This window comes from Bacillus sp. N6 (assembly GCF_052805735.1).
This window is the reverse complement of sequence record NZ_CM127843.1, coordinates 2,574,807-2,587,768: the sequence shown is the minus strand read 5'-3', so window position 1 is coordinate 2,587,768 and position 12,962 is coordinate 2,574,807. Positions and strand designations below refer to the sequence as shown.

14 protein-coding genes are annotated in these 12,962 nt (G+C 31.8%); 2 read left to right on the top strand and 12 right to left on the bottom strand.

Annotation, left to right across the window (positions count from 1 at the left end; translation table 11 throughout):
- Positions 1-170 precede the first annotated feature (170 nt).
- The 4 genes from ACUXVC_RS13220 to ACUXVC_RS13205 form a co-directional block, all read right to left on the bottom strand.
- Positions 171-1,958, bottom strand: a complete 1,788-nt coding sequence (locus ACUXVC_RS13220; protein WP_053564341.1) for a PAS domain-containing sensor histidine kinase — start codon at positions 1,956-1,958, stop codon at positions 171-173.
- Positions 1,959-2,380: 422 nt separating this feature from the next.
- Positions 2,381-3,232: a Cof-type HAD-IIB family hydrolase gene (locus ACUXVC_RS13215; RefSeq protein ID WP_089171129.1), complete on the bottom strand. Its 852-nt coding sequence runs from the start codon at positions 3,230-3,232 to the stop codon at positions 2,381-2,383.
- A gap of 175 nt (positions 3,233-3,407) precedes the next feature.
- On the bottom strand, positions 3,408-3,986 hold the full coding sequence (locus ACUXVC_RS13210) for a cysteine dioxygenase (RefSeq protein WP_446026133.1): 579 nt from the start codon (positions 3,984-3,986) through the stop codon (positions 3,408-3,410).
- A gap of 110 nt (positions 3,987-4,096) precedes the next feature.
- Positions 4,097-5,311, bottom strand: a complete 1,215-nt coding sequence (locus tag ACUXVC_RS13205) for a cytochrome P450 (protein WP_446026132.1) — start codon at positions 5,309-5,311, stop codon at positions 4,097-4,099.
- A 140-nt stretch (positions 5,312-5,451) separates the two neighbouring features.
- Here ACUXVC_RS13205 and ACUXVC_RS13200 point away from each other — a divergent pair, with 140 nt between their 5' ends.
- Complete coding sequence (locus tag ACUXVC_RS13200; protein ID WP_000289124.1) at positions 5,452-5,949, top strand: PadR family transcriptional regulator; 498 nt, start codon at positions 5,452-5,454, stop codon at positions 5,947-5,949.
- A gap of 102 nt (positions 5,950-6,051) precedes the next feature.
- On the opposite strand, the gene ACUXVC_RS13195 is transcribed toward ACUXVC_RS13200, so the two are convergent.
- The 6 genes from ACUXVC_RS13195 to ACUXVC_RS13170 form a co-directional block, all read right to left on the bottom strand.
- A complete protein-coding gene (locus ACUXVC_RS13195) occupies positions 6,052-6,207 on the bottom strand; it encodes a DUF1540 domain-containing protein (RefSeq protein ID WP_000046095.1) in 156 nt (51 codons plus the stop codon).
- Positions 6,208-6,276: 69 nt separating this feature from the next.
- Entirely contained in the window at positions 6,277-6,909 is a 633-nt protein-coding gene (locus ACUXVC_RS13190) for a Vat family streptogramin A O-acetyltransferase (RefSeq protein ID WP_446026131.1), read from the bottom strand.
- Positions 6,899-8,182 carry an MFS transporter gene (locus ACUXVC_RS13185; protein WP_446026130.1) on the bottom strand — a complete coding sequence of 428 codons (1,284 nt, stop codon included), beginning with the start codon at positions 8,180-8,182 and terminating at the stop codon, positions 6,899-6,901. Before ACUXVC_RS13185 ends, ACUXVC_RS13190 begins: the two co-directional genes overlap by 11 nt.
- Before the next feature lie 267 nt (positions 8,183-8,449).
- Positions 8,450-9,685, bottom strand: coding sequence for a cytochrome P450 family protein (locus tag ACUXVC_RS13180; RefSeq protein ID WP_446026129.1), 1,236 nt, complete (start codon positions 9,683-9,685; stop codon positions 8,450-8,452).
- A 159-nt stretch (positions 9,686-9,844) separates the two neighbouring features.
- On the bottom strand, positions 9,845-10,249 hold the full coding sequence (locus tag ACUXVC_RS13175; RefSeq protein WP_000282690.1) for a hypothetical protein: 405 nt from the start codon (positions 10,247-10,249) through the stop codon (positions 9,845-9,847).
- Between the two features lie 145 nt (positions 10,250-10,394).
- Complete coding sequence (locus tag ACUXVC_RS13170; protein WP_446026128.1) at positions 10,395-11,399, bottom strand: DUF1835 domain-containing protein; 1,005 nt, start codon at positions 11,397-11,399, stop codon at positions 10,395-10,397.
- A 209-nt stretch (positions 11,400-11,608) separates the two neighbouring features.
- On the opposite strand from ACUXVC_RS13170, the gene ACUXVC_RS13165 reads away from it, so the two are divergent.
- Positions 11,609-11,821: a hypothetical protein gene (locus ACUXVC_RS13165; protein WP_000362069.1), complete on the top strand. Its 213-nt coding sequence runs from the start codon at positions 11,609-11,611 to the stop codon at positions 11,819-11,821.
- A 329-nt stretch (positions 11,822-12,150) separates the two neighbouring features.
- On the opposite strand, the gene ACUXVC_RS13160 is transcribed toward ACUXVC_RS13165, so the two are convergent.
- Positions 12,151-12,354, bottom strand: a complete 204-nt coding sequence (locus tag ACUXVC_RS13160; RefSeq protein WP_144465197.1) for a hypothetical protein — start codon at positions 12,352-12,354, stop codon at positions 12,151-12,153.
- A 120-nt stretch (positions 12,355-12,474) separates the two neighbouring features.
- A complete protein-coding gene (locus ACUXVC_RS13155; RefSeq protein ID WP_446026127.1) occupies positions 12,475-12,891 on the bottom strand; it encodes a DUF3995 domain-containing protein in 417 nt (138 codons plus the stop codon).
- Between the last annotated feature and the right edge of the window lie 71 nt (positions 12,892-12,962).

The following is a 12,962-nucleotide window of genomic DNA, read 5'->3' as shown; positions in this document are numbered from 1 at the left end:
TACAATTTCTATACATTGCTTTGTACAAATATTAATATAATGTTTAAAACTTAATAGAAATTAAAACAAAGGTAAAGAAAAGGTAAAGTTTACTAAATTAAATATAAAAAATACCCAATAACAAAAAGCTTAGTTTTCACTAATCGCTTTGTTATTGGGTATTAATTGATTTAAGAATTACTACTAGTGCGTATCGCTATACATTTGTCGTCACAATTAGAAAGAGATTGTTTATTTAGTACTTTCGGTAAGTAAATAGTTACTGTTGTCCCGACCCCAACCTCGCTCATGATACTAATTGTCCCTTGATGACTTTCAATAATTTTATAACTTAACATTAATCCAATACCAGTCCCTTTTTCTTTCGTACTATAAAAAGGTTCACCTAATCTCTTAATTCTTTCTTCAGGTATTCCTATTCCTTCATCTATTACATGAATAATGACACCATCATCATTTATTTCTTTTATGTGAATTGAAATTCCCCCACCATTTGGCATAGCTTCGATTGAATTTTGCAAAATATTAATAAATACTTGTTTCAATTGATTTTCTGAGCATTCAATAATTATATCTTTGTCACCCGTAAAAAGTTCAACTTGAATATTTGTCATAATTGCTTTTGTATTCATTAACGATACGACATTTTTAAAAATTTGATAAATATTTTTCTTTTCTGTATTTATCTCATCTGTTTTAGCGATTGATAGAAATTCTTGTAGGATTGCTTCTATCCTTTCAATTTCAGAAAGCATAAGATCAAAATATCTTTCTTGATCTTCTTTATTAATTTGGAATAACTGTATAAAACCTTTAATTACAGTTAAAGGATTTCTTACTTCATGAGCCACGCCAGCTGCTAATTGACCAATTGCTGCAAGCGTATCTGATTTGTTTAACAATTCTTCTGTCTTTTTTCGCTCTGTAATGTCGCGTACAATAATCATAATTTTATCACGTAACAATGGTAAGCACCTAGCTTCAAAGAAATCAATACTTCCATTAAGTGTGAGTGGATATTCTACAATTACATTCGTTCCTTTTTCCTTCACTTGATTAATGGCTTCCTGAAACTGCTGTGCTACTGAAGATGGTAATACTTCGTAAAACTTTTTTCCCATAAAAGCTTCTGCGGGTACGTAAAACTTCGTAGGAGATCCTGCCTTGTAATCAATAATCGTGCCATCATCTTCTGTTAAGAAACATAAATCTGGTAAAGCTTTAAAAATTAATTCCAGTTCAGATGTTTGTTGTTTTAACTGCTCTTCTATCGCTTTTAAATGCGTAATATCTACACCAACAGCCCAATAACTATATCCTGTTACAGGAAACTGTTCTGATATATTCGACCACATTATTGTTTTGATTTCACCATTTTTACATGTTAAGTGCATTTCCCAATCTCTGAAATTTTTTCCACAAGTTAAAAATTTCTTTTGTATTTGATGGCGATAATTATGATCAGGATACAATAATTGCAGTGCATTTGGATTTCCAATTATTTCTTCAGCGGTATAACCTGTTACGATTTCGCATTCTCGGTTCCACAAAACAAAATCTCCATTATAATCAAGCGCATCGACCATAACAGGCATGTTTTGTAAAATCGTATGTAGTTCCTCCTCTTTCCGAGAAAGCAACGTTGTATTTTTACTTTGAAATACTTTTATTGCACCATCTAAAATTAAACTTGAGAGCATTTCAAAGTATTTTTGACAACTGAAAATTTCACTTTTTTTGGACCATACAACAAAAGATCCTAAATGTTGATTGTATAAGAAAATGGGGATTTCAATCTTTGGAAGTTTACTCTTTTTTATTTCATTCATTCCGAATGAAAAAACACACTCTTTTTCAGCATCAAGAAGTTGATGTGATATGTTAGTTAATTTATAAAATTGTTCTGCCATGGTTTCTATTGTACTCACATCAATAAGTTCCATTAGCCGCGAATTCATTCTTTGTTCACCTCAATATGTAAAATTAATACAAATCTAAAATTCATACTTCTCCATTATACGAAGAAAGCTAGTGTAGGTATATAGCTGTAGAATAATTATTCGAACAAATTTTATTTTTCAATTAAAACAAGAAAAGAATATATTTCGTCCATTCCTCATTTATTGTCTAGCTAACTTGAATTCCTCCTTACATTCACTGAATTTTCACTTGAGAGTCATACGCGTCACTAATAGCGGTATAAACATGCAATAAGTATAAAGTTCATAAAATATTCACAATTTTTATGAAAAATATACACATTTATTCCAATATATTCTATATAATAAAATGTAATAAGGCTTCTATGAATCTCATAGAATACCTTACCCCTAATAAAAAAGAAAAAAGAATCCATTTGGATTCTTTTTTCTTTTTTTAATTACATTACATATTTATATAAAGCATGTGCCACACCATGTTCTTCATTTGATAACGTTTCGTATTTACACATTGCTTTTATTTCTTCAACTGCATTTCCCATTGCAATTGATATATTCGCTTTTTCCATCATAGAAACATCGTTTAGTCCATCACCTATCGCTACAGTGTTTTCAACCGGAATATTAAGATGTTCTGCTAAAGTATATAATCCATTCCCTTTTTGAGCATCTCGATGATTAATCTCTAAATTGTGCCAATATGAAGATGTAATTGCTAAATCTGTATTATGAAGAAATGTTCCTTTTAGTTTTTTTAATTTCTCAATATCATAAGAAAATGGTAATAGTTTATGCACATGTATATCTGTTTCTACAATTGGTTTACAACTTTCCGCACTATGAAACGCTGTATGCTCAAGATATAATGCTGCGATTGTTTCTAACTCTTTCAAGTCGAAATTTTCTTTTGAATTCTTCACATACTCAATTTCATTACGTACACTCTCTACTCCATAATCTGGTACATACACACCTTTATCAGTATAAAGCTGATAATATAAACCATTCTCTTCAAGATATTCTACAATTTCAAGTGCCTGCATATTTTGAATTGGATATCTCTTCATCATTTTTTTATCTTTATATATAAGAGCCCCATTTTCCGCAATGATTGGACACTCTAAATTAACTTCTAACAATAATCGCTCAATGTCAACAATAGAACGTCCTGTACAAATTGCTACAACATGGCCAGCTTCTTGACATGTTCGAATTGCTTCTGCATTTTCTTTACTTATCATTTTATTCCCCGAAAGAAGAGTTCCATCTAAATCAATTGCGATTAATTTCATTATTTCTTCACCACTTTCTATAAATACACGAGTTCTAACTAATTATTAGGTATCGTTTCCATACAATCCTCGTGAGGTACTTCTTATTTATAATTTATGAAAAGCGTTTCAGGTCAAGAAATAATTAAAAATAAAATCCAAAGCTTTTCTTTTTAAAAAAGCTTTGGATTTTAAACTATGAATTATAACTAATGTATTTTGTCTCACACATGTACACGTTTTTTTCTTCAGTTGGGATATATACTTTAAACTTTTCTAATCGTTTTCCATAGATATGAATCGTAATAACGCTTTCATTTTTGCTAATTTCAAGAATATGACAATCTGCTGGTGGAATTACTTTATCAGTTTCTCCTTCTCCCAAATAAAGATTTCCTGTATGTGTTAAATAAACAAGTGAATTTCCAAGTTGTTTCGTTTGTATAAAGTTCTGCACCATTATCCTTCCTGAAAAAACGCCTTCTACTCCCCATGTGCCGTCATGATCATGTAAAGGTGTAGATTGTCCATCTTTCCATACGAGAGCTAGTACTTCAAAACGTTTGAGCGGATCTTCATACAATAAATGTCTTGCATATTGGGTCAAATTGGCCTTCTGTTTTTCTAACGGAAGCCATGTTTTCTTTTCTAAAAGTTCTTCTAGTAATTTTTCAATGCCACACACTATTTCTTCTTCAAATAAACCGTTTTCCATAAGATCTGTAACACCTTTAATAAACTTTTGAAATGATTTACTTCCATTACAAGTCAACATAAGAATCCTCCTCTACGTTTTATACAATTCCATATTAAGGTAATTGCCGAAAACTCACAATTGAGAAACAAAAAAAACAAGATGCAAATGTATGCACCTTGTTAAGATTTTTATTTGACTTTCAATCGAATAGGTAAGTATTTTAATGTTTGTTCATTTTCCAATATACATTTTTCTAAACAGAAAGATGGAGATAGCTCTATTTTTTCAAAAGCATTTATAAAGGTAGTTAATGCAATCTCAGCTTCTAAACGTGCAAGTGGTGCTCCTAAGCAAAAGTGAGGACCTTTCCCAAAGGTTAAATGCTTTTCATTTCCTGTTCGATGTACATTAAATTGAGAGGCTTGTGAAAATTTTTTCTCATCTAAATTCGCTGCACTAACCCACGCAACAATCATCTGATTCTTTTTCATGAAAGGACCAAATATATTTGTATCCTCTGTAATCCTCCGGGCCAATGTAACAGGAAAGCGATAGCGTAATACTTCCTCAATCGCTTTTAAAATTAAGTTAGGTTCTTTTCTTAACTCTTCATAAATTCCAGGTGAATCTACTAAAAAGCAATAAAAGCTATTAATAATTAAATTTGTAGTGGTTTCATTCCCAGCCGCTAGTAAACCTAATGAAAAGGTTACAATTTCTTCATCGGTTAATCTTTCGCCTTCATATTCAGCTCGAATTAAATCAGAAATGATATCATCGGTTAAATGATATCTCTTTTCCTGAACAATCGGTAAAAGGTATGCTTTGAATTCATGTAATGCTATCCCTTTCTCGGCATCCAGATCATTAAACTTTTCTTTACTATACGGCATAAATAAAATATCAGACCATTCTTTAATTTTTTTACGATCTGTTGTTGGGACTCCTAATAAATCGGAAATAACGGTAACAGGTAAAGGTGCAGCAAACTGTTCAACGATATTAACTTCACTACATTTTTCGATATGTTGTACAAGTTCATCTGCGATAGCCTGTATTCGAGGTTTCCACTGTTCTAAACTTCTTGGAGTAAATGCCTTAGAAACAATGGAACGTACATTACGATGTTCTGGTGGATCTGTAGAGTTTATATTTATTCTAGTTTCTAAAGGAGGGATTGAGAATTGTCTGCGCTCCCTTCTACTTGAAAATAAGCGATAATCTGATAAAACACGATTTACATCATCATATAAAAAAACATTCCATACATCCTGCTCTTCATCATAATGAACTGGGTGGTTATCCCTCATCAAACGATACCATTCATATGGATTCCATAATTCTTCTTTTGTTTTTAGCTTTGAAATTTCATGAACTAAAATAACATTTTCAGGTGAAGCCATAGTTCTTTCCTCCCTTTTCTTTTACAATAAAAGTGATAGGTCGGCAGTCCAAAGTTGTATAAACTATCATATGTTATTTTAACATATACCAAAGGGAATTTTTCATTAGAGAACTTGAGAAATATATAAGGGGGATTTTTATGTACGTTGACATTTTACTACTAGCAGAATTAACGACAGGACCAAAACATGGATATGAAATTAAAAAAAATGTTCAAAATCGTTTAGGTGAAAATTTCGAATTAAATCACAACATGCTTTATCCAGCCCTTCGGCGCTTTGAAAATATGGGTGCTATAACGAAAAAAATACATAAACAAGTCGGAAAACCAAACCGAAATATGTACGATATAACAGAAACAGGAGAAGAAATTTTTTCTGAAATGTTACGAGAGTTTCCCGAAAAACTTGCGACAAACAATACAGAATTTCTTGTTCGTATTGCGCTATTTGAAAAACTTGACTATGAGGATAGAAAAGAGATTTTGACTGTACGTCAAAACGTACTACATAATCAGCTTACTGCTATTCAGTCTCTAGATGTTACCTCATCTTTTATTACTGAAGTCATTGAATTTAGTAAATCACGAATTGAACATGAATTGAGTTGGATTACATCACTTATGAAAAAAATATGAAAAAATAACAAGAAAAGTTAAAAACAATGAATGAAAATGATATTTATTATCAATACTATAATTAATAAAAGGGCAACCACGATTTGGCTACCCTTCAAACATTTACACTTCTGGATCGAAAGTTTTGCAATCTGTTTCTTCCGTTGTAGATGCATGTTTACCTTTATGACTTACTACGTAAATTGCCTCTGCACTACATTTATTACCGTTCGCCCAAAATTTACAGTTATTTACTTCACATAAAACGTCTTGTGCCATAGTATCACACCTCCTTGTTCTATTATCATTAACAAAATTCGGAGGTATGATACTCTTTGTCATGCATTTTTATTCCCTTTTTAGCTTTCTTAATGGTTCAATATCTCCTCGTACAATCACATCTATATTTTCAGTTATTTTTTCAATGTCAAAATGCCACCATTGAATTTGTAATAATTCTTCTATTATTTCATTTGAAAATCTCTCTTTTATTTTATTTGCTGGATTTCCACCAACAATTGTATATGGTGCGACGTCTCTAGTCACAACAGATTTAGCTGCAATAATTGCACCATCTCCTATTTTTATTCCGGGCATAATAGTTGTGTCCATACCAATCCAAACGTCATTTCCTATAACCGTATCGCCTTTGTAAGGTAAATCAGACAAACTAGGTGTATACTTCTCCCACCCATTTCCAAAGATATTAAATGGATATGCCGAAAATCCATCCATCCGATGATTCGCTCCGTTCATAATAAAGTTAACTCCAGATGCAATACAACAAAACTTTCCAATAGTAAGGCGATCCCCAAGAAATTCATAATGATGTAATACTCGATTTTCAAATGTTTCTCCATCTTTCGCATCATAATAAGAATAGTCACCAACAATTATATTAGGCTTTGTTATTGTATTTTTTATAAATTGAACGTTTTGATTTCCTTCAATAGGGTATTTAACATTTGGATTAGGATTCATTTTGTACAGCACTTCCTTTACCACTTATTTCACTTTCTACCGCTATTACTGGCTTTAAATTGTATATAGGTAAAATAAACAATAATCCAATTATAAAAAGTAAAGCCGTCCCTTCATACATCATACTTAATGAAAACATATCTTTTAATGAGCCAGCTATACTCATCGTTACTACCATTGAACCGGTAAATAGCGGACTTAAAATACCATTTACACGACCTATAAAATCGGTATCGCTATTTTGAATAATAAGCGTATTAATACCAATTTGGATACAAGGAAGAGCTAAACCACTAAAAAGCTGCGCTGTAAGTGTCACCCATAAATTTGTAGAATATCCTATAATGCCAATACCAATTGCTTGACCAAGCATACCGATAATTAACATCTTTTGCGGAGCAACGTTTTTCGCAAATACCATTGCTAATGCTCCGCCAACAATCATTCCCGCACCATTTACTGTTAGTAGCCACTGTAAACTCTCTTTTGATAATCCTAGCTGCTCAGTCACAATAAATATACCTAATGGTTGAATTAATCCTATACCTAGTCCTGCAGCCATAAAGCAAAGCCCTAGCAAAGTTAATGCTTTTTTCTTTTTGACATACTTAATACCATCCTTCATCTCCTGCAGCAGAGTGATATCTTTCTTTTCTACGTCGTTTTCAAGATCTTTCGGAAGAAATAACAATACAACTGCCGCAAGTAAAAACGAGATACCTGTTATGATGATTGAAATATAAATTCCAAAACTATGAAAGATAAATGTCCCTAGAATTGGTCCTAATACCATAAATATTGCAAATATCGTTTGATATATAGACATCGCTAATTGAATTTGTTCCGTTGATAAATGTTGTTTAAACAACTTCATTCCAGATGGTTGTGAAAACTGTGAAAGGATTGCAGAGATGAGTGTCACAAAAAACACAATTTTCCACGTTCCAAACATAAGCGTAATTAAGACAGCGAATACTGAAATGGAACTTAACGTTTCACACCATATCATTGTCTTCTTTGGCTTCCACCTATCAGCAAAGGTACCGCCAATAAATGAAAAAATAAAAATTGGAGCGAATTCAGCAACTGAAATCATGGAAATAGCAAAAGCATCACCTTTTGTCATTTCCATTACATATAGTAATACCGCAAAGTTTCGAACCCATATTCCTATTTGTAAAAATAATGCTGATGCTAAAATCCCTTGTACAAACCGATTTTTTAATACTTGTGATACCCCATTGTTTTGTTTCGTTACTACATTTGTCGACATAAAAAAGCCTCCTATTTCATGTTCTGAACAGGAGGCAGCACAAATCATATAAAAAGACTATATATTCGCAGAGCGAAATACATCCCTTTTCTATAAATGTACAGACTAACCCTATTCAGAAGAATATTTCGTTTTTTAACGAAGATCTCTTACAAATAGAATTAGTTGATCATTGGGATGTCTTCACCCTTCCGTTTCGAATTTAAATAACACATACATACTCTATGTAAATCATTTTCGATGTATGCATGTCTACTTTTAACTATTCTAGAAAGTTAAAGGCAATTCCTCTAAAGAACGCATTAAATAATTACCTTGCCATTTAATTTCTTCACGATTCCCTTTTATTTTTAGTTCAGGCATTCGATTAAACAAAGTAGTAATAGCAATCTTTGCTTCTAACCTCGCAAGTGGAGCTCCTAAGCAGAAATGGCTACCATGACCAAAGGCAATGTGACGGTTGTTCTCCCGTGTAATATCAAATATTTCTGGATTTTCAAATACTGTTTCATCACGGTTCGCTGAAGCCAATGCAATAATAACCATATCTCCTTTCTGTATTGTTTGATGGTGAATTTGAAAAGGTTCCGCTGCCCATCTTGCAGTTGTAACCTCAACTGGAGAATAATAACGCAATCCTTCCTCAATAGCCGAATCAATTAGTTTTGGATTATCTTTTAATAACTGTAATTGATTTGGATTTTCAAGAAGTGCTAATACCGTATTTGTAATTAAATTCACTGTCGTCTCATGTCCTGCGACAATTAATAGCATTATCATTGAATATAGTTCCCGAGCGCTAAGTTTATGCCCTTCACTCTCTGCAAGTATTAAAGCACTCACCAAGTCTTCTTTTGGCTCTTTTCGTTTAATATCAACTAAATATTGAAGATATGTAATAAATTCAGATAGTTGTTTTTCGGTCTCTTTTATTTCTTCAGGTGTTTCTGGTGATGCAATAACAGCATGAGACCAAATTCTAAATTTCGCTTGATCTTCTTTTGGAATACCAAGCATCTCACTTATCACAATGATTGGTAATGGAAATGAATAATCATCCACAAGATTTAATGTACCTTTTCGCTCTATATCACTTATCAAATCATCTGCTATTCTCTGAATTCTTCCGTCTAATTGTGCAATCATCTTCGGTGTAAATGCTTTTTGAACTAAAGATCGTAAACGACTGTGGTTAGGTGGATCTGAATTTAGCATATGTGTTGTTAAGTGGTCACTATTATCAACGGAAAGATACATGTTCTTTGTATCTTGAGAAAACACATTTGTCCAATCTTTTTTTAAACGATTATCTTTTAAAAGTGGCAGAGCATCTTCATATCTAGTAATGAGCCATTCTTTACCGATTTCAACTTGGTTTACAAATAATATAGGTTGTTTTCTTCGCGATTCTTTATAAATTTCATACGCATCTTCTTTAAATTGAGCTGAAGCTAAATTAATGCCATCCTCTATTTTTAGTCCAACTTTGTTTTTCATTGACATTGTATTCCCTCACTCTCATTTGTTTTTGAAAACCAACCAACATATGCATTATACTCTAATAAAAACGTGAAAATTGTAAATTTTTAATCGAAATCTTACTTCGTATATTGAAAAATAAAAAAGTGAGAGAGTACAATCGTTTTACTCTCCCACTTCTCTTTATGCGAAGCACATAAAATTACTAATTTGTTGATAGCGATAACTTACTTTACGACGACGACCACCTTGCCAAGTGTAACCTGATACTCCGTTTCTTCTCACTTCAGTCGGAAAGAACCATAAATCTCTTCCAAAAGGCCCAGGACGATGTAAACGTAAATAGCCCCATCTTCCTAAACAGTTACACATCCATGATTTCATATTGCTTGGTTGTGCCGGAGAAGCAAATGTAGACGGTAACGACGGCGCTTGTGACGGTGGTGGTGACGTTGGAGCATCCTCCGCATCATCTGGTCTATAGTCTTCTTGTTCAATATCTCTCACTTCATTTGTAGGTTCATACCCGTAGTTTTGTGGATTATAATACATCGCTTGATCATATGGATAATTTTGTTGGTTATACATATTAACAAATCACCTTCTTTTCATTCATTACCTTTATCATTCATATGTGATATGCCCTCTCTGGGAAGCTTATGTATAGCCCAAATTCAACTTAAAAAACTCGTATTATTAAAAATACGAGTTTTTCAAAAATAGAATATTTTTATCATCTCCTTAACTTCACACTATAAAAACGCATTTCATCTAACGAACCTTCAAATTCAAATACTTCTTGTTTAATTAATTGTTTCAAGCGATATTCTAAGAAAGTATCTCCAACCAATTGTTCAACAAGACCAAGTGCTTCACCAATTACTCTAGGAGCTTTGAGGAACTCTCGATCAGCACCCACACTTTTCGCGCATTCAATTATAAATTGATCAAAATAATCTTCCTGTACAGAATGCACTTCATTTTCTTTCCACACTCTTAAACATTCTATGCTTTCCGATAATCTATTCCACTCATGTTCAAACTTCATGCGCTTCTCTTCAGTTAAATAAGGTAACTTTATAAAACTTTTTTGGAATAGAGCTAAACTTTCAGGTGGTAATTCTCCCGTTCCACGAATATCATACTCTTGTTTTAATATTTCTCTGCTTGCTTCAGACGTATTAATTATTCGAATGTTTTTCTTATCCTTTAATTGTGCTATTACAAAACTTAGACCTACATGTTCATGTGCATTATCAGCCCTCCAAATTGTAATAGGCGTTTCAACAGGAATAGTATGTAGTTCTTCTATAGTTGCTATAAATCTTAATAAATATTCTTCTTCAAAATAACTATCATATGCAGTTAAGTTATTTATTAACCACTTCTGTCTTGCTAGTTGCCCCTTATTCGTATGCAACTTATATATCGGTCCAATTGAAAAGAATTCCGAAAAAGCAACAACACTCTCTTCAAATAATTCTTCTTGACTTAACATATATTTCAAGCAACCAGCCGTTGAATCATCAAAAGCAATATGTACGTGCGTACTTTCTTTTACATTCCTTTTATAAGTAGGATTAATTGTTAATTGTTTCGGAATATCCATCAAATTTTTAATTGTATCTTCACTATAGTTTTCTTCTAATAAGTTTAACTGTATGAGAATACTTTGAAGTAAACCTTTAGCCTCATCTTCGTACATATCCTCTACAGCATTTTTAATTTTATCTATCACACAAATCCCTCTATTCATTTCAAAAATAACGTAGATTATAGTGTATCATTTTAGTATAGTTCTTTAAAGTCAAATCCAGATTACTACAGCAATCTGGATTTTTAACAAAAGCTCTTCTTATATTTTTCAATTGCTAAATATTTTTACTTTTAAAATCCTTGTATCTAAATGTATAATTATATAAAAACAAAAATATAGGAGCTATATTTATGGATAAAGTACTTACAAATTATAAACATTACTTAAAAAATTGGAGATTTATATTTATTTGCATACTACCTGCTATCGCCTTATTCGTTACTTTCTATGTCATCTTCGAACTACTGTTTCATCAAGATTTCTACTTATCTAACTTAATTTCTGCTATCATATTATTTTTAATATTTATTAACGTTAAAGATAAATTTAAAATTAAAGGCTAAAAAACACTATTTCAAAATAGCCCTTTATTATTGCATCCTACTATAAAATAAGGCTCGTAGTAGATTTTCATAAAAAATAAGAGCACCCTGCAATTGGATGCTCTTATGTGATTAGAGGTTTTTTCTGAGTATTAAGTAGGACACGAAGATCTTGTCCTACTACATAATATATGCTTGTACTTATTATTTCGTGCATGTATTAAGCACCATGTTCAGGTACTTAATATATGCATAGTCATTGCTATAAAATTTACTCAAATATTTACTGTACGATTATCATATTTATAAATTAAAAAACATCCCCAATGGATGTTTTTTATCTAACGATTTTAAGCTTCCATAAACTTAGCCGGTACACCAATTTTTTCAACTACAGAAGATATATTAGTAGGATTAATCATTACATTTTCAATACATACTAATTTATTTTCTAACATCCCATTCTCTGTAGTAATAAGTTTTTCAAATCGATCTAAAGTCATTGAGAATTTGTGTTCACTTCCACCATTCATACTAACTTTTACATACTTCATAGTGTCACCGCCTTTCATAATAATTTACATTTCGACAAGAATGCGCTTACATCCTTTTTATTTACTCTTAGATTTCTCACGTTTACATGTATTTTGAGAAAAGAAACTACTATTATTTACTCACAAAATTATTGTTAATAAGAAAGTTAAAGATAACAATGCACAAAGTGGAATATATAAACCGTTATCCATTCTAGCAAAGTGCGTATCTTTTTGTCGTTTAAAGATACCAAAATAATTGAACTCACCAATTACTCTAATAGAAAAGACGATCATACAAATCCAGGAACCGACTTGAATAATAACATTAGGAACTGCAAAATGAACAATTTTTGCTTGTTGCAACAAAATTATTGCTGCCATACTTAATAATAATGCAATGACCAATGTCATTCCGGCACGAGGTGTAAACGCCTTTTCCCCTGCTGTAGTTGGAATAACACTATTTGTCCCCCAATTACCTCCGAAAGCCCAATATACATGTAAAAAGCTAACTAAGAATAATATACAAACAGATATATATGTAATAATAAGCATTTTATCCTCCCCTTATTTTATTTAACTTCTCATCTATAAAATATGCTATTCCCCTTTCATTAGCAACCTTC